General features: G+C 68.4%; 24 protein-coding genes. 12 read left to right on the top strand and 12 right to left on the bottom strand.

The annotated features are described in order from the left end of the window. The first annotated feature begins 60 nt into the window (after positions 1 to 60). Positions 61 to 1,197: a GNAT family N-acetyltransferase gene (locus tag RF701_RS10570; RefSeq protein WP_308814938.1), complete on the top strand. Its 1,137-nt coding sequence runs from the start codon at positions 61 to 63 to the stop codon at positions 1,195 to 1,197. On the opposite strand, the gene RF701_RS10565 is transcribed toward RF701_RS10570, so the two are convergent. Together RF701_RS10565 and RF701_RS10560 are read right to left on the bottom strand one after the other, a co-directional pair. After that, positions 1,178 to 2,809 carry a hypothetical protein gene (locus tag RF701_RS10565; protein WP_374758614.1) on the bottom strand — a complete coding sequence of 544 codons (1,632 nt, stop codon included), beginning with the start codon at positions 2,807 to 2,809 and terminating at the stop codon, positions 1,178 to 1,180. The two genes, RF701_RS10570 and RF701_RS10565, sit on opposite strands and share 20 nt — an antisense overlap. A gap of 108 nt (positions 2,810 to 2,917) precedes the next feature. Next, entirely contained in the window at positions 2,918 to 4,135 is a 1,218-nt protein-coding gene (locus RF701_RS10560) for an argininosuccinate synthase (protein ID WP_308814937.1), read from the bottom strand. A 147-nt stretch (positions 4,136 to 4,282) separates the two neighbouring features. Between RF701_RS10560 and RF701_RS10555 the strand changes: the two genes are divergently transcribed. Further along, positions 4,283 to 4,741 carry an EF-hand domain-containing protein gene (locus RF701_RS10555; RefSeq protein WP_308814936.1) on the top strand — a complete coding sequence of 153 codons (459 nt, stop codon included), beginning with the start codon at positions 4,283 to 4,285 and terminating at the stop codon, positions 4,739 to 4,741. 31 nt (positions 4,742 to 4,772) lie between these two features. Here the strand turns inward: RF701_RS10555 and RF701_RS10550 are convergent, their stop codons facing one another. The 3 genes from RF701_RS10550 to RF701_RS10540 form a co-directional block, all read right to left on the bottom strand. After that, the gene (locus tag RF701_RS10550; protein WP_203309226.1) at positions 4,773 to 5,999 is read right to left on the bottom strand and encodes a cyclopropane-fatty-acyl-phospholipid synthase family protein; all 1,227 of its coding nucleotides are present in this window, start codon (positions 5,997 to 5,999) and stop codon (positions 4,773 to 4,775) included. A gap of 91 nt (positions 6,000 to 6,090) precedes the next feature. After that, a complete protein-coding gene (locus RF701_RS10545; RefSeq protein WP_238940800.1) occupies positions 6,091 to 6,852 on the bottom strand; it encodes a molybdopterin-dependent oxidoreductase in 762 nt (253 codons plus the stop codon). Further along, positions 6,849 to 7,577, bottom strand: a complete 729-nt coding sequence (locus tag RF701_RS10540; RefSeq protein WP_288935145.1) for a cytochrome b/b6 domain-containing protein — start codon at positions 7,575 to 7,577, stop codon at positions 6,849 to 6,851. Before RF701_RS10540 ends, RF701_RS10545 begins: the two co-directional genes overlap by 4 nt. Positions 7,578 to 7,603: 26 nt before the next feature. On the opposite strand from RF701_RS10540, the gene RF701_RS10535 reads away from it, so the two are divergent. Beyond that, positions 7,604 to 8,221 carry a flavin reductase family protein gene (locus tag RF701_RS10535; protein ID WP_203309229.1) on the top strand — a complete coding sequence of 206 codons (618 nt, stop codon included), beginning with the start codon at positions 7,604 to 7,606 and terminating at the stop codon, positions 8,219 to 8,221. Between the two features lie 10 nt (positions 8,222 to 8,231). Here RF701_RS10535 and RF701_RS10530 read toward each other — a convergent pair whose 3' ends face one another. From RF701_RS10530 to RF701_RS10510, 5 genes are all read right to left on the bottom strand, one after another. Further along, a complete protein-coding gene (locus RF701_RS10530) occupies positions 8,232 to 8,990 on the bottom strand; it encodes a sulfite exporter TauE/SafE family protein (RefSeq protein ID WP_308814934.1) in 759 nt (252 codons plus the stop codon). Positions 8,991 to 8,996: 6 nt separating this feature from the next. Beyond that, a complete protein-coding gene (gene rlmN / locus RF701_RS10525) occupies positions 8,997 to 10,181 on the bottom strand; it encodes a 23S rRNA (adenine(2503)-C(2))-methyltransferase RlmN (RefSeq protein WP_308814932.1) in 1,185 nt (394 codons plus the stop codon). A 77-nt stretch (positions 10,182 to 10,258) separates the two neighbouring features. After that, entirely contained in the window at positions 10,259 to 11,146 is an 888-nt protein-coding gene (locus RF701_RS10520; protein WP_308814931.1) for a GyrI-like domain-containing protein, read from the bottom strand. A gap of 71 nt (positions 11,147 to 11,217) precedes the next feature. After that, positions 11,218 to 11,670 (bottom strand): hypothetical protein, encoded by a 453-nt coding sequence (locus RF701_RS10515; protein WP_374758650.1) that lies wholly within the window; start codon positions 11,668 to 11,670, stop codon positions 11,218 to 11,220. 20 nt (positions 11,671 to 11,690) lie between these two features. Beyond that, entirely contained in the window at positions 11,691 to 12,335 is a 645-nt protein-coding gene (locus tag RF701_RS10510; RefSeq protein WP_308814929.1) for a histidine phosphatase family protein, read from the bottom strand. A 157-nt stretch (positions 12,336 to 12,492) separates the two neighbouring features. Between RF701_RS10510 and RF701_RS10505 the strand changes: the two genes are divergently transcribed. The 7 genes from RF701_RS10505 (at position 12,493) to RF701_RS10475 (ending at position 20,692) form a co-directional block, all read left to right on the top strand. Then, positions 12,493 to 13,101, top strand: coding sequence for an outer membrane beta-barrel protein (locus RF701_RS10505; RefSeq protein WP_308814928.1), 609 nt, complete (start codon positions 12,493 to 12,495; stop codon positions 13,099 to 13,101). Between the two features lie 160 nt (positions 13,102 to 13,261). After that, the gene (gene dnaN / locus RF701_RS10500) at positions 13,262 to 14,377 is read left to right on the top strand and encodes a DNA polymerase III subunit beta (RefSeq protein ID WP_210357587.1); all 1,116 of its coding nucleotides are present in this window, start codon (positions 13,262 to 13,264) and stop codon (positions 14,375 to 14,377) included. A gap of 133 nt (positions 14,378 to 14,510) precedes the next feature. Further along, positions 14,511 to 15,290, top strand: coding sequence for a Coq4 family protein (locus RF701_RS10495; protein WP_308814927.1), 780 nt, complete (start codon positions 14,511 to 14,513; stop codon positions 15,288 to 15,290). 30 nt (positions 15,291 to 15,320) lie between these two features. After that, positions 15,321 to 16,376, top strand: a complete 1,056-nt coding sequence (gene recF / locus RF701_RS10490) for a DNA replication/repair protein RecF (RefSeq protein ID WP_308814926.1) — start codon at positions 15,321 to 15,323, stop codon at positions 16,374 to 16,376. A 91-nt stretch (positions 16,377 to 16,467) separates the two neighbouring features. Further along, positions 16,468 to 17,265, top strand: coding sequence for an OmpA family protein (locus RF701_RS10485; protein WP_308814925.1), 798 nt, complete (start codon positions 16,468 to 16,470; stop codon positions 17,263 to 17,265). 108 nt (positions 17,266 to 17,373) lie between these two features. Next, positions 17,374 to 19,857: a DNA topoisomerase (ATP-hydrolyzing) subunit B gene (gyrB, locus tag RF701_RS10480; protein WP_203309238.1), complete on the top strand. Its 2,484-nt coding sequence runs from the start codon at positions 17,374 to 17,376 to the stop codon at positions 19,855 to 19,857. Between the two features lie 88 nt (positions 19,858 to 19,945). Next, positions 19,946 to 20,692, top strand: a complete 747-nt coding sequence (locus RF701_RS10475; RefSeq protein ID WP_308814924.1) for an SDR family NAD(P)-dependent oxidoreductase — start codon at positions 19,946 to 19,948, stop codon at positions 20,690 to 20,692. A gap of 30 nt (positions 20,693 to 20,722) precedes the next feature. On the opposite strand, the gene RF701_RS10470 is transcribed toward RF701_RS10475, so the two are convergent. Then, complete coding sequence (locus RF701_RS10470) at positions 20,723 to 21,580, bottom strand: oxygenase MpaB family protein (protein ID WP_308814923.1); 858 nt, start codon at positions 21,578 to 21,580, stop codon at positions 20,723 to 20,725. Between the two features lie 50 nt (positions 21,581 to 21,630). Between RF701_RS10470 and RF701_RS10465 the strand changes: the two genes are divergently transcribed. Next, a complete protein-coding gene (locus RF701_RS10465) occupies positions 21,631 to 22,395 on the top strand; it encodes a class I SAM-dependent methyltransferase (protein ID WP_203309371.1) in 765 nt (254 codons plus the stop codon). A 77-nt stretch (positions 22,396 to 22,472) separates the two neighbouring features. Here RF701_RS10465 and RF701_RS10460 read toward each other — a convergent pair whose 3' ends face one another. Next, on the bottom strand, positions 22,473 to 22,781 hold the full coding sequence (locus tag RF701_RS10460) for a chorismate mutase (protein WP_288935127.1): 309 nt from the start codon (positions 22,779 to 22,781) through the stop codon (positions 22,473 to 22,475). Positions 22,782 to 22,986: 205 nt separating this feature from the next. Between RF701_RS10460 and rpsD the strand changes: the two genes are divergently transcribed. Beyond that, the gene (gene rpsD, locus RF701_RS10455) at positions 22,987 to 23,601 is read left to right on the top strand and encodes a 30S ribosomal protein S4 (RefSeq protein ID WP_203309242.1); all 615 of its coding nucleotides are present in this window, start codon (positions 22,987 to 22,989) and stop codon (positions 23,599 to 23,601) included. Positions 23,602 to 23,688 lie beyond the last annotated feature (87 nt).

The raw sequence follows: 23,688 nt of genomic DNA, 5'->3' as shown, positions 1-23,688 counted from the left end.
CTGGAATGCCTTCCCCACGACCCTATATCGGCACGCGATGAGTCCGAGCCCTTTCGCCGCATGACCGACCTCGTCGCGCGCCTCGCCGACGGCGTCCGTTCCATTCCCGCTGCGCAATGGGATGCCTGCGCGGGCACGGCCAATCCGTTCGTCAGCCATGCCTTCCTCGCCGCGCTCGAGGATTCGGGCAGCGTCGGTGGGCGCTCGGGGTGGCAGCCGATCCCGATCGTCGTCGACGGCGCCGACGGTCTGCCCGCCGCGATCGCGCCGGCCTATGCCAAGGCGCACAGCCAGGGCGAATATGTCTTCGACCATGCCTGGGCCGATGCGTGGGAACGCGCGGGCGGTAGCTATTACCCCAAGCTTCAGGTCGCCGCGCCGTTCAGCCCGGTGCCGGGGCCTCGGCTGCTGCTGCGCGATCCGGCGGCGGCACCGGCGTTGATCGCCGCGCTGGAGGCGGTCACCGACCGGCACGACCTGTCGTCCGCGCATGCCACCTTCGTCGCGCCCGATCAGATCCCGCTGTTCGAACAGGCGGGCTGGCTCGTGCGCGAGGGAACGCAGTTCCATTGGGCGAACCAGGGCTACGCCAGCTTCGACGAGTTCCTCGATGCGCTCGCCAGCCGAAAGCGGAAGGCGATTCGCAAGGAACGTGCGGCGGCGGTGCAGGGGCTGACGATCCGCCATCTTTCCGGGGCGGCGATACAGCCGGCGCATTGGGATGCCTTCTGGGCTTTCTATCAGGACACCGGCAGCCGCAAATGGGGGCAACCCTATCTCACCCGCGCCTTCTTCGACCTGCTCGGCGCGACGATGGGGGACAAGGTGCTGCTGATCCTCGCGGAGTGTGACGGCGTGCCGATCGCCGGGGCGCTCAACCTGATCGGCGCCGATACGCTCTACGGCCGATATTGGGGGTGCACGCAGGAGGTGCCGTTCCTCCACTTCGAACTCTGCTATTATCAGGCGATCGATGCCGCGATCGCGCGCGGCCTGCGCACGGTCGAGGCCGGGGCACAGGGCGAGCACAAGCTCGCGCGCGGCTATGTCCCCGTGCCGACCTGGTCGGCGCATTACATACCCGACGCGGGCTTTCGCCGTGCCGTCTCCGACTTTCTGGTGCGCGAACGTGCCGCGGTCGAGAGCGACCAGGCCTATCTCGCCGAACTCGCGCCGTTCAGGCGCGCGGCGGAATAGGCGAGGGGGCGGCGAGCGGCCTGCGCCGCGGCGGCAGCCAAGCCGGATCGATCGGGATCGCCGGTTGGCGACGGTCGTCGATGCGGTAGAGCACGGAGCGGCCCTCGCGCCAGATCGGGGTCATGCCGGCGACGAATTCCGGGCCATAGTCGGACGGATTGATCAGCCAGACGTAGTCGAAGGCCTGGCGCGGCAGGATCGCGAGCGAGAGCTTCAGCGGCCGCCACCATTCGCCCCGGCAGCGCCGGTCGGTGACGATCTCCGACGGATCGTGCGCGAAGCGCCCGGCCGGGGTGTAGCGCACGGTCAGCAACTGGGCGCCCGCCATCGACCATTGGTCGTTCGCATAGGCATGCCGCCTGACCAGCGCGATACCGGGGATGTGCTCGAACCGCGAATAGGTCCAGTCGTCATAGCAATGCCGGCCGACCATCGTCACCAGGCGCGCGCCCACCGGCACGTGGTCGAGGGCCGTGAGCGCACGGTCGTAGCTTTGCGCATAGAGCCCATAGCTTGCCGTCTGCGCCGCGACGCGCACGCCGAAGAAGGCGAGGCCGAGCGCCGCGAAGGTCGAGGCACCGCGCAGCGACAGGCCGCGCTTCGGCCGCAGCGCGATCACCGCGATCGCCAGCACGAACGGCGCGAGCCGCATGTCGGCATAGGCGGAGCCGAAGACGATGCGCGGCAGCAGCAGATAGACGGCGAGCAGGAACAGCGCCGACAGCCCGAGGTTGCGCGAATATTCGACCCGCGAATCGCGCACCCCCTTCAGGAGGATGACGAAGAGGATCGTGACGGACACGATGTCGAACGCCATCCAGCGATCGCGCAGCACCATCGTCACCCAGTTGATCTTCGCCTGCCAGTTGAACCAGTCCGTGGTCTGGCCGGTGACATGGTCGCCCGAACGCCAGAAGGCCATCAGCAGGAAGGGCAGCGACAGCGGCAGGCAGCCAAGCCCCGCGCGGACGAACGCCCTCGCCCAATGGCGCGGTCCGCGGTCCGTCATCTGGTCGTGCTGGCGAATCATCTCCGCCGAGAAGGCGAGCACGCCCAAGACGCCCCAGCCGAACGTGTGGCATACCCACAGGGCGCAGGACAGCGGCACGAACAGGGCGGCGCGCAGGCGCAGGTGCCCCGTCCGGGCGAGGCGCAGCCACAGCGCGAACAGGTTGAGCGCCAGCGCCATCGACAGCGCGAAGTTCACGAAACCGAACTGGAAGGGATAGCTGTAGGCTAGCGGCAGCGCGAACAGTGCGGTCGCCGGTATGCGGCCATGGACCTCGCGCGCGATCCAGAGCAGCCCGGAAACGGTCAGCGCCGGGATGGCGATGACGATCAGCTTGACCGCCAGCTCCAGCCCGAAGATCGGCGCGAGCGGGATGATCAGCAGGTCGATGCCGAGATTGCCGATCAGCGACCACTGGAAATTGTACCAGTCGGCGAGCCACGGATGCCGGCCGCCGTCGAGCTGCACGGCATAGCGGCCCATATGGCCGGGCAGATCGACCAGCGGCGGGATCTGCGGCCACAGCAAGGGGATGATCGCGACGATCACCATCGCCACGACGAAACTGCGCGTCTGCCACCAGTGCAGCTGTTGATCCTGCATCATACCGCCTTAGTGCGCCGGCTTGGGTGCCGACAAGCGCTTCCGCGTTGATGTGGGATGGGTGCGGCGGTGATGAGATCCCCTCCCGCTGGCGGGAGGGGAGGGCTGTCAGTCGTCGCGCCGGCCGAGCAGGCGCAGGCGCAGCGCGTTGAGCTTGATGAAGCCCGCCGCATCGCGCTGGTCATAGGCGCCCTGATCGTCCTCGAAGGTCACGACCTTTTCCGAGTACAGCGAATTGGGTGACTTGCGGCCGACGATGTAGACGCCGCCCTTGTACAGCTTCAGGCGGACGGTGCCCGAAACCTTCGCCTGGCTGTGATCGATCGCCGCCTGCAGCATCTCGCGCTCGGGGGAGAACCAGAAGCCGTTGTAGATCAGCTCGGCATAGCGGGGCGCGAGCTCGTCCTTGAGATGCGCCGCGCCGCGGTCGAGCGTGATCTGCTCGATGCCGCGATGCGCGAGGTGATAGATGGTGCCACCCGGCGTCTCGTACATGCCACGGCTCTTCATGCCGACGAAGCGGTTCTCGACGAGATCGAGGCGGCCGATGCCGTGCTTGCGGCCGAGGTCGTTCAGCCGGGTGAGCAGCGTCGCCGGCGACACGCTCTCGCCGTTCAGCGCGACGCCGTCGCCACGTTCGAAGTCGATCGTGATATATTCCGGTGCATCCGGCGCGTCCTCGGGATTGACGGTGCGGCTGTAGACGTAATCCGGCACCTCCTGCCACGGATCCTCCAGCACCTTACCCTCGCTGCTGGTGTGAAGCAGGTTGGCATCGGTGGAGAAGGGCGATTCGCCGCGCTTGTCCTTGGCGACGGGGATCTGGTGCGCCTCCGCGAACTCGATCAGCCTGGTACGGCTGGTCAGGTCCCACTCGCGCCACGGCGCGATCACCTTGATGTCGGGATTGAGGGCGTAATAGCCCAGCTCGAAGCGGACCTGGTCGTTACCCTTGCCGGTCGCGCCATGGCTGACCGCGTCGGCACCCACCATCTTCGCGATCTCGATCTGGCGCTTGGCGATCAGCGGCCGTGCGATCGACGTGCCGAGCAGGTACAGCCCCTCGTAGAGCGCGTTGGCGCGCATCATCGGGAAGACGTAATCGCGCACGAATTCCTCGCGCAGATCGTCGATGAAGATGTGCTCCGGCTTGACGCCCGCCATCTGCGCCTTCTGGCGCGCCGGCTCCAGCTCCTCGCCCTGACCCAGGTCGGCGGTGAAGGTCACCACCTCGCACTTGTATGTCTGCTGCAGCCATTTCAGGATCACGCTCGTGTCCAGGCCGCCCGAATAGGCAAGAACGACGCGGTTGATCTGATCGGCCACGGCAGCATCCTTCGGCACTTGGGAAAGGGGTATGTCGCCGCGCCCCTAGGGCGAAGCCGCCGCAGGTGCAACGGTTGCGTTCACATCGGGTTTAGGCGGACGGCGCTAGGCGCCGGCGGTCGTTCGCAAAAACGGAAACCAGTCTTGATGTCGCGCCTGTTCCTGCTCGTGCCCCTGATGTTCGCCGCGACGCCCGCGATGGCCGCGGACAAGGCGCCGGCGAAAACCCCGCAAAAGGTCCAGCCAAAGGCGGCACACGGCGGGATGAAGGTGGATCCCCGCATCCGTGCCGAATTCGAGCGGACCGACGCCAATCACGACGGCTTCCTCAGCCGCGAGGAGATCGACGCCCGCGTCGCCAGGATGGACGTCGGCAAGAGCCGCATGTCGCCGGATCAGGCGAAGATGTTCGCCAACCGCTGGTTCGTCACCGCCGATGCGAATCACGACGGCAAGGTCTCGCTGTACGAGATGCAGGGCCTGTTCCGCGCCATCGCCTCGCGCTACGACCTGAACCACGACGGCGTCATCAGCCTGGACGAGCGTGCCGCGGCGCGCGCGGCGGTGATCGACGGCGGCAAGGGCGCGGCGCCGCAGGGTCGGTGACGGCGCCCCTTCCCCGGCGGGAGGGGCAGGCTCAATCCCGCAGCGCGCGCTCGCCTTCGATCATATAGTCGCGCGTGATCGGCAGTTCGGTGCGGCTGCGCGAGAACTGGATCTGGTAGTTGCACATCCCGCCATTCTCGAACGCCATCGCGGCGCCGGCGAGATAGAAGGTCCACATGCGGTAGAAGCGCTCGTCGTAGAGGCCGACGATCGCATCGCGCGCCGCGACGGTGCGGCGGTACCATTCGTGGAGCGTGTGCGCATAGTGCAGGCGCAGCACCTCGACGTCCGTCAGGAACATGCGCAGCCCCTCGAACGCCGTCATGATTTCCGACAGGGCCGGGTTGTAGCCGCCGGGGAAGATGTACTTGGCGGTCCAGTCGTCCGTGACGCCGGGCTTGCCGAGCCGGCCGATCGTGTGGAGCAGGGTGACGCCGTCCGCCGTCATGAGATCGCGGCACTTGGTGAAGAACGTGCGATATTGCGGCGGCCCGACATGCTCGAACATGCCGACCGAGACGATGCGGTCGAATTTGCCCTCGACCCGGCGATAGTCGATGAGTTCGAAACGCACCTTGTCGGCGACGCCCGCCGCCGCCGCGCGCTCGCGCGCGATCTTGAGCTGTTCCTCCGACAGCGTGACGCCGAGCACCTCGACCCCGAACTTGCGGTTGAGGTAGAGCGCCATTCCGCCCCAGCCGCAGCCGATGTCGAGCACGCGCATGCCGGGCCGGATCGCGAGCTTCGCGGCGATATGCGCGAGCTTGTCCTCCTGCGCCTTCTCCAGCGTATTGGCGGGATCGGTGAAATAGGCGCAGCTGTATTGCTTGTCGCGGTCGAGGAACAGGTCGTAGAGCCGCGCCGACAGGTCGTAGTGATGCGCGACGTTGCGCTTCGAGCGGCGCTCCATGTTGACGCGGTCGATGCGGTGCTTGACCGCCGCGGCCGCCCGCGCGGGGGCGGAGGCACCGAGCCGGTCCTGCCCCGCTTCCCACGGGTCGTTTGCGGTCATCAGCCGGACGAGGCGCATGATGTCGTCGCCGTCGACGCTGATCCCGCCGTCCATGTACGATTCCCCCGCGCCCAGCGACGGATTGGCGAGGATGCGACGGACGACGCCGTCATTGTGGAAGCGCAGCACGACATGGCCGAGGTCGGCGTCGGGCTTGCCGAAGGTGACGGCAGGATGTCCGGGTCGGTGGAGGGTCAGTTCGCCGCGGGTGACAGCGCGGCGGAGGAAGGTGTCGATCAGCGCCATGGCCCGTGTCCGTAACGACCCGCAGGGGCAGAGCGCAACCGACATTGGTAAGGGTTACGGCTATTTCATCTTTACGCCGCGTGCGGGAGGCTCAGATGCCCGCGTACCAGTCGTAGTCGACGTTATCCTCCCAATAGCCGCCCTGGCCCTTGCCGATGCCGTCGAGGCTGGCGACGGCGGTGATCCCGGTCACGTATTTGGCATGCTTGTAGCCGAGTTGCCGTTCGACGCGCAGGCGCACCGGCGCGCCATGCGCGACCTCCAGCCGCCGCCCGTTCATCTTGAGCGCGAGGATCGTCTGGGGATGGAAGGCGTCGATCGTGTCGATCGATTCGTAATAGGGCTGGCCGTTGTAGAGGTCGGCGCAGGTGAAGACGACGTAGCGCGCGCTGCGGCGCAGGCCGGCCGCCTTGAGCACGGTGCCCAGCATCGGTCCCTGCCACTGGCCGATCGCGCTCCACCCCTCGACACAGTCGTGCCGCGTGATCTGGGAGCGGGAGGGCATGGCCGCGAGGTCGGCGAGCCGCAGCGACAGCGGCCGGTCGACCAGCCCGCCGACCGCGAGGCGATAGCTGGCGAAGCCGTCCGCCACCATCGCGGCATAGGCGGGCGTGCCGGGGTCGCGCGTGCCGTTGGCGCGGAAAATCGGCGACATCTGGTCCGGACGGAACTCCGGCGCGAGCGCGCCGCGGTCCGTCAGCGCGCGCTGCAGCCCCTTGTGCATGTCGTCGCCGGCGAACAGGATTCGTCGCGCGGCGGGCTGCTGGATCACCTTGTCGCAGCCGGCGAGCAGCAGCCCGGCGCCACCGGCCAGCAGGTTGCGCCGGTGAAGAGAGGGGCGTGGCAGGATCATTCGGGCACCCTCCATCGACCGGTGATCATCGAACGCAGTTCGTTGCCCGCGCCCGCCAGGATGACGAGGACGAGATGGATCACCGCGAAGCCGCCGAGGAGGCTTGCCGCGATGAAGTGCACCGACCGCGCCGACTGGCGGCCGCCGAACAGGTCGAGCAGCCACGGCCAGGCAGCGTCCATCCCTGGCGACAGCGCGAGCCCCGTCAGGATCATCACCGGCAATGCGACGAAGAGGACGAGGATGTAGCTCCACTTCTGCAGCGAATTGTACGCGGCCGGATCATCCGCATCGTGGAAGCGGAAGTTCCAGTGATCGCGCACGTCCTCGGCCAGATGCGCCGGGCTGACGTCGGCGCGGGTCAGCCGCAGCCGCCGGAAATGTCGGTTGAGCAGGCTCGCGATCATGAACGCCGCGAGCCCGAAGGCGAAGACGAGCGCGAAGAAGAGGTGCCAGCGCCGCGAGATGGCGAGATTGTAGCTCGACGGGATCGTCAGCCATGCGGGGAAACGGGGCAGCTGCGCCCAGGCATGGTCGAAGTTGGCGCCATAGCGACCCCAATAGAGTCGGGGATGCGCATTCGAGATGCCGAGCCCCGAACCGAGCAGGATGAAAAAGGCTATCGCATTGATCCAGTGCCATAGTCGCGTCGTCAGGGCATGGCGACGCAGGATCGTGCCGGGTGGCGACCCGGTCCGGGCGACATCGGGGGCTGGCGCAATCATGATCCATGTGTAGCAGAATTTGCGTCATGACCGAATGGCATTTCTACGAACCCCGCGCCGGCCACGGCCTTGCGCACGATCCCCTCAACGCGATCGTCGCGCCGCGGCCGATCGGTTGGATCGGCAGCGTGTCGCAGGACGGCGTCGCCAATCTCGCGCCGTACAGCTTCTTCAACCTCGTCAACTACACGCCGCCGCTGATCGCCTTCTCGTCGATGGGGTGGAAGGACAGCGTCGCCAATATCGCTGCGACCGGCGCCTTCACCTGGAACCTCGCGACGCGCGACCTCGCGGAGGCGATGAACGCGAGCGCGGCGAGCGTATCGCCGGCGGTGGACGAATTCGCGCTGGCGGGGATCGAGACCGCGCCGTCGCGGCTGATCGCGCCGCCGCGGGTCGCGGCGAGCCCCGCGTCGTTCGAATGCCGGCTGACCCAGCTCATCCGGCTGGAGACGAAGGAGGGGCGCGAACTCGACCAATGGCTGGTGATCGGCGAGGCGGTGGGCATCCACATCGATCGTGCGATGCTGGAGGACGGCGTCTATCAGACCGCCCGCGCGCGCCCGATCCTGCGCGGCGGCGGCCCCGCCGACTATTTCGAGATCGGCGAGGACGCGCTGTTCCGGATGCGCCGGCCGGGGTGAGCCTGTCCGCTCAGCCGTAGGCGCGCCAGAAGAACACCGCCGTGGTCACGGCGGTGACGAGCAATGTCCAGCCTCGGATCGCCCAGGCGGGTGCCCGCGATCCGACGAGCGCGCCGAGCCAGCCGCCGAGGATCGATCCGGCCAGCATCGGCAGGCAGTAGCGCCATGCGATCACGCCGGAGACGACGAAGATGATCGTCGCCGCGCTGTTGGCGACGGCGAGCATCAGCGTGCGCGGCGCGGCGAGGACGGCGGGATGCGCGCCGGTGAGCACGCCCCACATCGCGGTCAGCATCATGCCGACGCCACCGCCGAAATAGCCGCCATAGACGCCCAGCAGCGCCTGCCCCGCCATCACCGCGCGCGGACCGGCGCGGAAGCGGCTCGCCACCCAGTCGGCGGCATGGCGGCCGAGTGCGATCGCGACCGTCGCGGCGAGCAGCAGCCAGGGCACGATGACGTCGAACGCGCGCGCCGGCGTCCATACGAGCAGCAGGCTGCCGACGAGTCCGCCCAGGAAGGTCACGACGGACAGGGTGCGGACGGCGACCCCGCCGATCGGCGCGAGCCCGGCGCGATAGGTCCAGGCGCTGGCGATCGCACCCGGCTGGACCGCGACATTGCTGGTCGCATTGGCCTGTGTCGACGGCAGGCCGAGCGCGATCAGCGTCGGCATGGTCGCGAACGATCCGCCACCCGCCAGCGCGTTCATCGCGCCGCCGAGCACGCCGGCGCCGCCCGCCAGCGTGAGCGATGGCGCGTCGATCAAGCGGCGTCAGCCAATGGCGGCCATCTTCTCGTCCGCCTCGCGGTCGAGTTGCGCGCGGCTCTTCTTCTCGGCGGCGGTCTTGAGCTGTCCGCAGGCGGCATCGATGTCGCGGCCGCGCGGGGTGCGCACGGGGGCGGAGATCCCCGCCTCGAACACGATGTTCGAAAAGGAGCGGATGCGCTCCGGCGTCGAGCATTCGTACGGCGCGCCGGGCCAGGGGTTGAACGGGATCAGATTGACCTTGGCGGGCAGCTTGTACTGGCGCAGCAGGCGCACCAGTTCCCGCGCGTCGTCGTCCGAATCATTCTTGTCCTTCAGCATCACATATTCGAACGTGATGCGCCGCGCATTGTTGGCGCCGGGATAGTCGGCGCACGCCTGCAACAGCGCCTCGATCCCGTATTTCTTGTTCAGCGGCACGATTTCGTCGCGAACGTCCTTGGTCACGGCATGGAGCGAGACGGCGAGATTGACCCCTATCTCCTCCCCCGCCCGCGCCATCATCGGCACGACGCCGCTGGTCGACAGGGTGATGCGGCGCTTCGACAGTGCAAGGCCGTCGCCGTCCATCACCAGCTTCAACGCGTCGCGGACCGCATCGAAATTGTAGAGCGGCTCGCCCATGCCCATCATCACGATGTTGGTGAGCAGGCGCCCCTCCGGCTGGCTCGGCCATTCGCCCAGCGCATCGCGCGCGAGCATTACCTGGCCGACGATCTCGCCCGGCGTCAGGTTGCGCACCAGCCGCATCGTGCCGGTGTGGCAGAAGCGGCAGTTGAGCGTGCAGCCGACCTGGCTAGACACGCACAGCGTTCCCCGATCGGCATCGGGGATGAACACCATCTCGTAATCCTGGCCGTCCGGCGATCGCAGCAGCCACTTGCGCGTGCCGTCGTTCGACACCTGCGCCTCGACGACGTCGGGGCGGCCGATCACGAACCGCTCGGCGAGCCAGGGATGCTGCGCCTTGGCGATATCGGTCATCTGCGCGAATTCGGTCGCGCCGCGGTTGTAGAGCCAGTGCCAGATCTGCTTGGCGCGCAATTTCGCCTGGCGCGCGTCCAACCCCGCCTCGGCGAGCGTGGTGCGCAGCTGCTCCTTCGACAGGCCGATCAGGTCGATGCGCCCGTCCTCGCGCAGCGACGGCGCGCGCGGCACGGGCACAGGATCGATATGGCCCGGAATGGGCATGGGCGGGGACGACACTGTCAGCATGCCCGCGCACATAGGCGAAAACGGCCGTGATTTCCACTCCCGCCCGGAAAGGCTCAGCGCAGGGGCAGGTAGAGTTCCATCATCGCCTCGCTCTCGGGCACGTCGGGAAAGAAGGACAGGCGTCGGCCATAGAGCGGCGCGTCGGCAGGGGCTTCGCCGCTCGGCGGCAGCCAGTCGCGATACAGCACGAGGGCCGCTGCCGCGAGCGCGGCGTCGCCGCCGACCACGCGCAGCATGGCGGCGCGTCCGGCCGGGACGACGTCGCGGTGGAAGCCGGCGGCGCGTTCCTCGTCGGTGGGGAGGTGATCGGTGGCGACCGCAAGGCCGAGGCGGTGGTCCGCCGGCGCCACAGCCTCCGGATCGGTATGGAAGAGATTATAGGTATCGTGCCGCGCGGGCGGCAGATGGTTGGTCTTGCGGAAGGCGATGAAGCGGCGGATCGTCTCCCCGAGCCGAGCGGGATCGCCGCGATGCTCCAGAACGACGACCGGAACGGCGGAGCGATCGACGACCACGACATCGGCGGGGGTGGGAACGGTCACCAAGTTTCTCCTGGCGAGGGTGAGCGGCGCAAGTGCCCCATGCCACGATGCCCAGTCGGGCGCGGCGCGGAAGGCTGCCGGCGCCTGGCCCAGCCGCGCCCGGAAGGCGCGGGCGAAGGCATCTGGCGCGCCATAGCCCGCGTCGAGCGCGACCGTCGTGACGGTTTCGCCCGCGCGATAGGCGAGCCGGTGCGACGCACGCTCCAATCGCGACAGCTGGACGTACCGATGGAGCGGCAGGCCGAGGTAGGCGGTAAACTGGCGATGGAAATGATGCGGGGAGAAAGCGGCGAGCGCGCTCAGCCGGTCGAGCGACAGATCGGCGTCGGGATGCCGTTCGATATGATCGAGCACCCTGTGCATCCGCTCGTGATAGCGACGGGTCGTCTTCGTGTTCATCCCATTCCCCGTGTCGTGGCGATCGACGCGATAGCCGCCCCGCGGCGCGGACGGCTCGGCCGATCTTGCCTTTATGCGCCGAGGCAGGCGATTCCCGCCGCGTCGATGGCGGTTGCGGCACCGGCAAGACGGTAGACGTCGGCGAAGGGGGCGCCGCCCGGCGCGACCGCCTCGACGCTCATGCTGCGGCCGCCGCGCAGCGCCGCGACGATCGCGCGATCGCTTGGCGCGTCGGCCGCCCAGGCGTCGCGCGTGTTGGCGACGAGCGCGAAGCGCCGCTCACCGACAGTCAACGTCACCGGTGCCGAACGATCGCGGGCGCGCGACAGGCGCACGTGCAGCGACGCGCGCAACGGGCCGCCCGGCCAGGTCCCGACGCTCGTCCAGCCTCCGGCGCGACCGCCCGCGCGCACCGGGCGTGCAATGGCAAAACAGCGCGCCGGCGTCGCATCCCGGAACGCGCCCCAGCCCTGATAAACGCCGATCGTCTCGCGCGCCGCGGCCGGCACGGCAAGCAGCAGCATGGCCGGCAGCAGCCGCGCGATCACGTCGGCGCGTGTCCGGTGCCGCGATGCACCAGCGACTCGCGCGCGCCCTCGACCATGACGAGGGATCCCTGCGGCAGGCCGGGAGCGATCGGCGTGGCGAATGCAGGATGCACCGGCGCCCCCGTCATCACGCCGCGCAGGACGCGGCTGGTGATGCCGTGGCTGATCACCAGCCGATCGCCCGGATCGTCGTGCGTCGCCGCAAGCCAGCCGGCGACACGCGCGGCGATGGCCGGATAATCCTCGCCATCCGCCGCCGGCCGCAGCAAACCGTCGGGGGTGACGACCGGGCCGACCTCTCCGATCACATCCGCATAATAGCGGCCGCCCCAGCTGCCCATGCCGATCTCGATCAGGCGCGGATCGGTGCATGCCGCATGCCAATCGAGCTCGAGATGCTCGGCGATCACCGCCAGGGTCTGCAACGCGCGGCCGGTCGGCGACGCCCATAAAGCCAGAGCGGGACGTGCACCCAACAGGTTGCGCAAAACTGTGCCGATCTCGTCGGCCTGCGCGAAGCCCGCACGGGTCAGCGGCGTGTGCGGCGCATCGCCCTGCAGACGCTGCGCGGCGTTGAACACGGTTTCGCCGTGACGGGCGATGAAATCGCGCCCGCGGCGCGGCGTATCGGCGTGGCTCATGACCTCTCTGTGTCCCCGGCTGTGGCCGAAAAGCAACGGCTTTGCGCGTTTAGGTGAGGTTCATGCAACGACAGCAGCGCTGGCCCATTGGATCCGTCCCCGCGCCGCGAGACGGTCGGGCGTGTGTGAACAGCATCTTTTGTAACGGAGTATCGTCATGCGTAACCTCATCCTTTCCGTCGCCCTTGCCGGCGCAGCCCTGTCCGCGTTCCCCGCCGCGGCGCAGACCACGGGGGCACCGTTCACCGGTCTGCGCATCGAAGGCGTCGCGGGCTATGACGCGCTGAAGGACGGTCACGGGTCGAGCGACGGCCTGGTCTATGGCGGCGGCGTCGGTTACGACGTGCAGCTAAACAATCTGGTCGTCGGCGCCGAGGGCGAACTGACCGGATCGACCACCGACGCGCGCACCGACAATTTCGTCAGCCAGGGCGATCGCTTCCGCGTCGGCATGGGGCGCGACGTCTATCTCGGCGCGCGCGTCGGCTTCCCGCTCAACCCGACGACGCTCGCATATGCCAAGGGCGGCTACACCAACGCGCGCATCGACACGCGCTACACCAGCGGCACGACCGAGGTGCGCGACCATACCGACCTCGACGGCTTCCGCCTCGGCGCGGGGCTGGAGCATCAGATGGGCGCGAATACCTACATCAAGGGCGAGTACCGCTATTCCAACTACGGCCGCGCCAACGGCTCGGTGGGCAGCTACGACATCGACGCTGATCGGCACCAGATCGTCGCCGGCGTCGGCATGCGTTTCTGAGCGAGCGGCGGTGCTGGCCGGCGTCGTGGAAAGCCGCCCGCGCTAACGCCGCGTTAACCGGAATCGGGGGAGGGGTCGGAGTGCTTGCTCCGATCCCTTTTTCGTGGGTAGAGCTATGGATGGACACGCCCCGGACTCGGGGGACGGGGGTTTTACTATCATGAAGGCGACGATCGAACGCGCGACGCTCCTCAAGGGGCTGAGCCATGTCCAGTCGGTGGTGGAGCGCCGCAACACCATTCCCATCCTGTCGAACGTGCTGCTCGAGGCGACGGTCGAGGGCGCACTGCGGCTGATGGCGACCGATCTCGATCTCCAGATCAACGAATCGGTCCAGGCGGCGGTCGACCAGCCGGGCGCGACCACCGTGTCGGCGCACACGCTGTTCGACATCGCGCGCAAGTTGCCGGAGGGCGCGCAGGTCCAGCTGACGGCGGCCGAGGGGCGGATGACGATCGTCGCGGGGCGCGCGCGCTTCAGCCTGGGTACGCTGCCGCGCGACGATTTTCCCGTGATCGCCGAGGGCGAGCTGCCGACGCAGTTCGAGATTCCGGCGGAAACGTTGAAGCAGATCATCGACAAGACGCGGTTCGCGATCTCCACCGAGGAGACGCGTTATTATCTGAACGGCATCTTCCTGCACGTCGCCGATGACGGCAGCGAGCCGACGCTGAAGGCCGCCGCTACCGACGGCCACCGCCTCGCCCGCGTCACGCTGCCGCGCCCGGAGGGTGCCGCGGGCATGCCCGACGTCATCGTGCCGCGCAAATGCGTCGCGGAGCTGCGCAAGCTGCTCGACGAGGTCGACGGTTCGGTCGGCGTCTCGCTGTCCGGGACGAAGATCCGCTTCGATCTCGGCAGCGCGATCCTCACCTCCAAGCTGATCGACGGCACCTTCCCCGATTACAGCCGCGTCATCCCGACCGCGAATGACAAGATCCTGAAGCTCGACCCCAAGAGCTTCATGGAAGGCGTCGACCGCGTCTCGACCATCGCGACGGAAAAGACGCGGGCGGTCAAGATGGCGCTGGACCGCGATCGGATCACGCTGTCGGTCACCAGCCCGGAAAACGGCACCGCGGCGGAGGAAGTCCCCGGCGACTATACCGCGCTGCCGTTCGAGATCGGGTTCAACAGCCGCTACCTGCTCGACATTCTCGGGCAGATCGACAGCGATACGGTGGAGGTACACCTGGCCGACGCCGCGGCGCCGACGCTGATCCGCGAGAACGACAAGGCGCCCGCGCTCTACGTGCTGATGCCGATGCGGGTGTGACGGCAATACGGGCAGCCGCCGCGGCGGCTCGACCTGGCGATTGTGGAGGGCCGTTCCGACAGGAGCGGCCCTTCTTGTTTTCGGGGAAGACCGACGATATACTGACATTGTTGTAAGTAGGAGCCCGAGTCCGATGGCCAAGCTTCCCCCCTTCCCCGGCACGACCGGCCGCCGTCAGTGGCGAGTCGCCTTCGGGGCGCTGCGCACGCTGCTCGCGAACGGCGACGACACGACGCAGGTGTTCCGCATCATGCGCGCGCTCAACGTCGGCGACACGGCGGCGGCTTATGGCCGGCTGATCGCTAGCGCCGACGGCGGCCGGATGGCGGTGCGTCAGGTCGAGCTGGCGCGGCGTTTCTCCGATCGCGATTGGGTCGCGGGGTTCAAGCCCGGAACGGTCGGAGCCGCCTATCGCGACTTCCTGGAGACGACGGGCTATTCGGCCGACGGGCTGGTCGAGGTCAGCCGCGCCGAGCCCAGCGACGTCGACGTCGAGCATCCCTATGCCTGGATGGGGCGGCGCACGCGGGACGTCCACGACATCTGGCATGTGCTGACCGGCTACAAGGCCGACGAGACGATGGGCGAGGCGTGCCTCGTCGCCTTCTCCTATGCGCAGACGCGGGGCCTGGGCTGGGCGTTCATCGCCGGCGGGGCGGCGCTCAAGTCGCTGCGGGTCACGGGCAACCGGCTGTTCGCCAAGGCGGTGATCGAAGGCTATCGCAATGGCAAGCGCGCCGCGTGGCTGCTGGGTGAGGATTATGAGGCGCTGATGGACGAGCCGCTCGACGCGGCGCGCGACCGGCTGCGGATCGCCGAGCCGGCCGCCTACAAGCGCGCGCAGGTCGAACTGGGCGAGCAATTGTCGTCCTATGCCAGTGCGATGAAGGAACGCGCCGCCGCGCTCGCCTAAGCGGCGCCAATCCTGCTAGGCGCAGGCGCGATGCTGTCGCGCTTCGCCCTGACCGACTTTCGCAATCATGCGGCGCTGCTGCTGACGCCCGGTCCGGGCTTCGTCCTGCTGACGGGCGAGAACGGCGCCGGCAAGACCAACGTGCTGGAGGCGGTGTCGCTGCTCGCGCCGGGACGCGGGCTGCGCCGCGCGCCGCTCGCCGACATGGCGCGGCAGGGCGGCCCCGGCGGCTTCGGCGTTGCGGCGATGCTGGGCGGCGAGGACGTCGAACTGGCGACCGGAGCTCTGGCCAGCGCGCCCGACCGGCGGCTGACGCGCATCCAGGGCGCGGCGGCCACTGCCAATGCGCTGACGGAATGGATCACCGTCCTGTGGCTGACCCCCGCGATGGATCGGCTGTTCGTCGAGCCCGCGGGCGAGCGGCGGCGGTTCCTCGATCGTCTGACGCTGGCGCTGACCCCGGCGCACGGCCAGCATGCCGCGCGCTACGAGGCGGCGATGCGCGCGAGGAACCGCCTGCTTGCCGAGGAGGGGCGTCCCGATCCGGCATGGCTCGCGGCGCTCGAGGCGCAGATGGCGGAGCATGGCGAGCGGCTCGAAGTTGCGCGGCGCAACACCGTCGACCTCCTCGCTGACGCGCTGGCGGAGCAGCCGGAAGGTCCGTTCGCGCGCGCCGGAATTTTGCTGGAGGGATGGCAGGGCGGTGCCGACCGCCTGCTCGACGACCTGCGGACGGGACGCGCCCGCGATGCGGCGGCGGGGCGCGCGCTGGTCGGCCCGCATCGCAGCGATCTCGTCGTCACGCATCTCGGCAAGCGGCAGCTTGCGGCCTTGTCGTCGACCGGCGAGCAGAAGGCGCTGCTGCTCGGCATCGTTCTCGCCCATGCCGAATTGGTCGCGGCGCGCGTCGGCCGCCCGCCGGTGCTGCTGCTGGACGAGGTGGCCGCGCATCTTGATCCGCGCCGCCGCGCCGCGTTGTTCGAACGCTTGGCCGGTCGGGGACAGGTGTGGATGACGGGGACCGAACCCGCGCTGTTCGAGGCGATCGGGGCGGAGGCGACCCGTATCGCGCTGGGTGGCGGCTGAACCCCTCCTGTCGGTGCGGCTCATCGCGTGTTCACGGCGTTTCGGTCACGTTTCCCCGGCTCAGAGCGGGGACGAGAAGGAGACAATCGCCATGAAGATGCTGATCACTGCCGCCGCGACCGCCGCCGCCCTGGTGGCGGGCATCGCCACGCCCGCGAGCGCGCAGGGCCGAGGTGAGCAGGGCCGCTGGGATTGGGGTCCCGGCGACCGGCCGTATCGCCTGGTGGGACCGGGCGTGCGCATGCTGTTTCCGGAGCTGCGCGAAAATCCGCGCGGGCGGGCTTTCGTGATGCGCAACTTCGACTGGAATCATGATGGGATCCTGTCCCCGCGCGAGGCGGACGCCGCCAATCGCGCCTTTGCGCAGGCGGCGGGGCCGCGTCGCGACCGCTTTGACTGGGATGCGACCCGCCGGGGAACGGTGGTGGAAGAGCGGACGACGATCATCGAGCGTGGAGCGCCAGGCGGCTGGGACCGCCAGGCGATGCACGACTACGGCTTCCGTCAGACGCCGCGCGGGGCGACGCTGACGCTGTCCGAAGACGTCTTGTTCGCGACTGACAGCGACCGGCTGCGCCCCGGCGCGATCGAGAAGCTGCGACCGCTCGCCGCCTATCTGCGCGCCAACCCCGGCATACGCGTCGCGATCGACGGCTATACCGACAGCCGCGGCACCGACGCGCACAACCAGGACCTTTCCGAGCGTCGCGCCGCCAGCGTCCGTGCCGCCTTCGATCAGATGGGCGTGACGCGCGCGCGGTTCAGCGTCGCCGGCCATGGCGAACGCGATCCTGTTGCCACCAATGCGACCGCCGCGGGTATGCGCCAGAACCGGCGCGTGGAAGTCACCCTGCTCGGCCGCCGCGCGACGGAATTCGCTCGCTACTGACCGGAACGGCTTGCAGCCCCGTCATCCCGGCGAAAACCGGGATGACGGCGGGCGTGCCTGGTCCCATTTCGCTTTCGTTACAGGCACCCGCTCCCTATATCGGCTGCCATGGCAGAACCTCAGAATAGCGAATACGGCGCCTCCTCGATCAAGGTGCTGAAGGGCCTCGATGCGGTGCGCAAGCGGCCGGGCATGTACATCGGCGACACCGACGACGGATCGGGCCTCCACCACATGGTGTTCGAGGTCAGCGACAATGCGATCGACGAGGCGCTCGCGGGCCACTGCGACCGGATCGACATCCAGCTCAACGCCGACGGCTCGGTCAGCGTGACCGACAACGGTCGGGGTATCCCGACCGGCATCCATCCCGAAGAGGGCGTGTCGGCGGCCGAAGTCATCATGACGCAGCTGCACGCGGGCGGGAAGTTCGAGAATACCAGCGACGACAATGCCTATAAGGTGTCCGGCGGTCTGCACGGCGTCGGCGTGTCGGTGGTCAACGCGCTGTCCGAACATCTCGACCTGACGATCTGGCGCGACGGCGAGGAGCATTACATGCGCTTCGCCCATGGCGATGCCGTCGCGCCGCTGCGCGTGGTCGGCCAGGCAGCGCCGGGCCAGAAGGGGACGCGCGTCACCTTTCTGCCGAGCCCGGCGACGTTCAAGATCACCGAATTCGATTTCGACAAGCTCGAGCATCGCTATCGTGAGCTCGCCTTCCTCAATTCGGGCGTCCGCCTGTTCCTCACCGATGCGCGGCACGATGAGCCCAAGACCGTCGAGCTCTATTACGAGGGCGGCATCGCCGCGTTCGTGAAGTGGCTGGATCGGTCGAAGACGCCGCTGATGCCCGAACCGATCGCGATCAGCGGCCAACGCGACGCGATCGGCATGGACGTGGCGCTGGAGTGGAACGATAGCTACTACGAGAACGTCCTCGCCTTCACCAACAACATCCCGCAGCGGGACGGCGGCACGCATATCGCGGCGTTCCGCGCCGCGCTGACGCGCACGCTCAACAACTACGCCGAAAAATCCGGGCTCCTGAAGAAGGAGAAGGTGACGCTGACCGGCGACGACATGCGCGAGGGCCTGACCGCGATCGTCTCGGTCAAGCTGCCCGATCCGAAGTTCAGCAGCCAGACCAAGGACAAGCTCGTCTCGTCGGAGGTGCGCGCACCGCTCGAAAGCCTGATGGCGGACAAGCTCGCCGAATATCTCGAGGAGAATCCGGCGCACGGCAAGGCGATCGTCGCCAAGATCATCGACGCCGCCGCGGCGCGCGAAGCAGCGAAGCGCGCCCGCGAACTGACCCGGCGCAAGGGCGTGATGGACATCGCCTCGTTGCCTGGCAAGCTCGCCGATTGCCAGGAAAAGGACCCGGCCAAGTCAGAGCTGTTCCTGGTCGAGGGCGATTCGGCGGGCGGTTCGGCCAAGCAGGGACGCGACCGGCATTTCCAGGCGATCCTGCCCCTGCGCGGCAAGATCCTGAACACGGAGCGCGCGCGCTTCGACCGGATGATCTCTTCGAAGGAGATCGGCACGCTGATCCAGGCGATGGGCACGGGCATCGGCCGCGACGAGTTCAACGCGGACAAGTTGCGCTATCACAAGATCGTCATCATGACGGACGCGGACGTCGACGGCGCGCATATCCGCACGTTGCTGCTGACCTTCTTCTATCGGCAGATGCCCGAGTTGATCGAACGCGGGCATCTCTTCATCGCGCAGCCGCCGCTGTACAAGGCGACGCGCGGCCGTTCGGAAGTCTATCTGAAGGATGATGCCGCGCTCGACGATTATCTCGTCGAGGCGGGCGTCGGCTCGATGGTGTTCGAGACCGCAGGCGGGCCGCGCTCCGGCGGCGATCTCAAGGCGCTGGTCGATCATGCGCGGCGCATGCGCACGCTGATGCGCTACGTGCCGCGCCGCTACGATCCCTCGATCATCGAGGTGCTTGCGCTGGGCGGCGCGCTCGACCCGACGTTCACGCGCGACCAGCGCGGGGCGAGCGTCGCGGAAGTGACCCGCCGGCTCGACGCGGGCGACGACGAGGCGACCTGGACCGCGCGCTTGACCGAGGATGGCGGCATCCACTTCGAACGGCTGTGGCGCGGCGTCACCGATCATCACATCGTCGAGGCGACCTTCCTGGCGAGTGCGGAGGCGCGCAAGCTGCACACGCTGGCGAGCGAGGAGGCGGACAGCTTCGCCGCCGCGGGCAAGCTGGTGCCGATGAAGGGCCATGCCGAGGCTTCGGACGATCCGACCGACGAGGAGGCGCAGGTGCCGACCACGCTCGCGCGCGGCGAGTCGCGCGTGGCGCGCCCGTCGCAGTTGCTCGACGCCATCCTGGCGGCGGGGCGCAAGGGCTTGTCGATCCAGCGCTACAAGGGGCTGGGCGAGATGAACGCGGAGCAATTGTGGGAAACCACGCTCGATCCCGCGAACCGGTCGATGCTGCGCGTCACCAGCGACGACGTCTCGGCCGCGGACATGATCTTCACCCAGCTGATGGGCGAGGTGGTCGAGCCGCGACGCGAATTCATCCAGGACAATGCGCTGAACGTCGCGAACCTCGACGTCTGACCGCGCGCGCCGTCCCGGACCGATCCGGGATGGCGGCGAGTCCACGATCATGCCGGGCCATCATCATGCCCGGGCAAGGGAGGCAGACATGAAGACCGCACTCGTCACCGGCGCCACTGCCGGGATCGGCGCCGCCACCGTTCGCGCGCTGGCAGGCGCCGGGTGGCAGGTCGTCGCTACCGGCCGTCGTGCCGACCGGCTCGAGGCGCTTGCCGCCGCCTTCGACGGCCGGGTCCACACCGCCGCCTTCGACGTGCGCGATGCGGACGCGGCAGGGGCGGCGATCGAGGCGCTGCCCGAAGGATTCCGCGGGATCGACCTGCTCGTCAACAATGCGGGTCTCGCGCTCGGCACCAAGCCCGCGCAGGAGTCGAGCCTCGCCGACTGGCGCACGATGATCGACACCAACGTCACCGCCCTGGTGGCGATCACGCACCGGCTGCTGCCGACGCTGATCGAACGCAAGGGCGGGATCATCAACCTGTCGTCGGTCGCCGCCACCTACCCCTATACCGGCGGCAACGTCTATGGCGGGACGAAGGCGTTCGTGAAGCAATTCACGCTCGGCCTACGGTCCGACCTGCACGGCACCGGCGTCCGCGTCGCCTCGATCGAGCCTGGAATGGTCGAGACGGAATTCACCCTGGTGCGCACCGGCGGCAATAAGCAGGCATCCGATACGCTCTATGCCGGCGCTGAGCCGATGACGGCCGAGGACATCGCCGCGACCGTGCTGTGGATCGCGACGCTTCCGCCGCATCTTAACATCAATTCGCTGGAACTGATGCCCGTCAGCCAATCGTTTGCGGGCTTCCAGGTCGCGCGCAAGGGCTGATCGGCGCGTCACGCCGGCGGGGAGGGAGCGCTATTGCGCCCGGGCGCGCTTCGCCGACCCGTCCGTAAGCGCCCAGCGCAGCACCGATCCGACACCCGCCATCCCCGCCCGCACCACCGGGCGGTGGATCGGCGATCGGCCGAGACCGTGCATCGCCCGCGCCCAGTCGGGCAACAGCGCGATGCCGCCTTCGAGCATCAGGGCCTGCGCCGGGGCAAGCGTCGCACTGGCAGGCTGCTGCCGCATCAGGGCCCGTGCCACTTCGCGCGTGCGGTGGTCGGCGCGCAGTTGCGGGCGTACAGAGCGGAAATAGGCCTCCACCTCGTTGCGCGAACGCGGCACGTCGGTTGCGCCCAGCCGTTCGCCGAGCGTCGCCATCTCTGCCAGATAGCGGTCCTGTTCCGCCCCGGACACGTCGGGGTCGCGATAGCGGCGATAGGCGGCGAGGAACATCGCGACTTCTGCGACATGCACCCAGGTCAGCAGTGCGGGATCGTTGGCGCTGTATGGCGTCCCGTCCGGTAACGTGCCGGCGACGCGATCGTGGATCGATCGGACCCGGTCGATCAGCGCCTCCGCCGTCGCCGTCGCGCCATAGGTGGTGCCGGAAATGAACTGTGCGGTGCGGCGCAGCCGGCCAAGCATGTCCTGGCGGAAGTTCGAATGATCCCACACGCCCGCCAGCGCGCCGGGATGCAGCATCTGCAGCAGCAGGGCGGCGACGCCGCCGGCCATCATCGCGGTGAAGTCGCCATGGACCCGCCATGCAGCGGAGGCGGGGCCGAACAGGCCGTCGTCACCCGGCGGCCGGCTTAGGTCGACGCCGCCGTCGCCGAAGCCGACCAGCCGATGCACCTGATCCTGGATCGCGTCGCGGATATCGCTCATCGCATTCATTTAGTGTAGCGAACGGCGCAAACCAGCGATGGAGACGGATGATGCGGTGGATCGGTGCGGTGGCGGTCATGGCGCTGGCGGGAGCGGCGACGACCCAGGGCCTCGAGGCGCAGACGAATGCGTCGAAGGCGCCCGCGTCCGGCGGGATGGTGGCGCGCGCGCTCGCCGATCCGGCCCGCGTCGACCAGCAGGGTGACGACGAACGGCGCCAGGCGGCGGCCGTCGTCGCCTTCTCCGGCGCCAAGCCGGGCGACACCGTGATCGATTACCTGCCGGGCAGCGGCTATTGGACGCGCATCTTCAGCGGCGTCGTTGGTCCCAAGGGCAAGGTCTTCGCCTATTGGCCCGCCGCGGCGGCGGCGCGCGCCGACAAGAGCCTCACCGCGCTCAAGGCCCGCAACCTCGCCAACGTGACCGCGGAGGTGCAGCCGACCAACCTGCCGACGGCGCCGCAGCCGGTCGACCTGTTCTGGACCGTGCAGAACTACCACGACGTGCCCAATGCGGGCGCGGGCGAGCCGGTGCTGCGCGCCTTCGACACCGCCGTGTACAAGCTGCTCAAGAAGGGCGGCACCTATGTGATCATCGATCACGCCGATGCCGCCGGCACCGGCCTCGCCAACACCCGCACCAAGCATCGCATCGATCCGACCCTGGTACGCCGGCAAGTCGAATCGGTCGGCTTCCGCTTCGTCGGCGAAAGCAAGGTGCTGGCCAACCCCGCCGACGACCACAGCAAGCCGGTGTTCGACCCCGCCATCCGCGGCCACACCGACCAGTTCGTCTACAAGTTCCGCAAGCCGTAAGTCCGGGGCACGGCGGAGGAGCGGGCACCGGGCGAGCGCGTCGCGGCGCCGCGCCCCGCATTAAAACGGCGGACCGATCAGCCGCCCCGCCGGTCGAACGCTGAGAGTTCGTAGGCGATCGACGCCTCGACCAGCAGCTCCCACAGCTCGCCGACAGCCTCTTCGGGCACGCCGAGCCGCACCGCCTCGGCGCGCGCATTGGCGATCACCTGCGCCTTGCGCGCCTCGTCGCGGACGTGACCGCGCTGCGGCTTGATGCGCGCGGCCGCGTCCATATAGGCGAATCGGCGCGCGAGCAACGCGACCAGCTCGCGATCGAGCGCGTCGACACCGGCGCGGACCTCGGTCATGGTGGTGCAGTCGGGGCCGGCGAGGATCGTCGTCATGCGCCCGCCTGTGCCGGGGCGGCATCATCCTGTCCAGCTTGACTTCGCGCGTCCCGCCCGCTAGGCGCGCGCCTTCGCAACCGCCCCCGCATCCCGGTGAAGCGGCGGGCCTGCCCTCCTTGTTGGAGACCAGCAGCGCGATACCGGGACCACCCCTGCGGCCCAAGCTGCAGGATCACGTCGTTGTAGTTGCCAAGGAATCATTATGTCGAAGCGTGCAAGCGCCAAGTACAAGCTCGACCGGCGCATGGGCGAGAACATCTGGGGCCGCCCGAAGAGCCCCGTCAACAAGCGTGAATATGGCCCGGGCCAGCATGGCCAGCGTCGCAAGGGCAAGGTTTCCGACTTCGGCCTGCAGCTGCGCGCGAAGCAGAAGCTCAAGGGCTATTACGGCGACGTCACCGAGAAGCAGTTCCGCGCCTGCTACACCGAGGCGGCGCGCATGAAGGGCGACACCAGCCAGAACCTGATCGGCCTGCTCGAGCAGCGTCTCGACATGATCGTCTATCGCGCCAAGTTCGCGCCGACGATCTTCGCCGCGCGCCAGCTCGTCAGCCACGGCCACATCCGCGTCAACGGCGTGAAGTGCAACATCGCGTCGCGCCGCTGCTACGTCGGCGACGAGATCTCGCTGGGCAAGAAAGCGCAGGAAATGGCGCTGGTGCTCGAGGCGCAGGGCCTGGCCGAGCGTGATGTTCCCGATTACGTCGCCGCCGACGGCAACGCTAAGGTCTCGCTGGTCCGTGTCCCGACGCTGGACGAGGTGCCCTATCCGGTGAAGATGGAGCCGAACCTGGTGGTCGAGTTCTACTCGCGCTAAGTTGAGCAAAGGCGAGGCCAACCGGCGGCGCCACGGCGCCGTTCGGCGGTCGATCGAAAAGGGCGGTCCCGTCGGGGCCGCCTTTTT

It is taken from the genome of Sphingomonas sp. GV3 (assembly GCF_031082075.1).
GTDB classification, from domain to species: domain Bacteria; phylum Pseudomonadota; class Alphaproteobacteria; order Sphingomonadales; family Sphingomonadaceae; genus Sphingomonas; species Sphingomonas beigongshangi.
The sequence above is the reverse complement of the archived record's forward strand: the minus strand, read 5'-3'. Positions and strand labels throughout refer to the sequence as shown.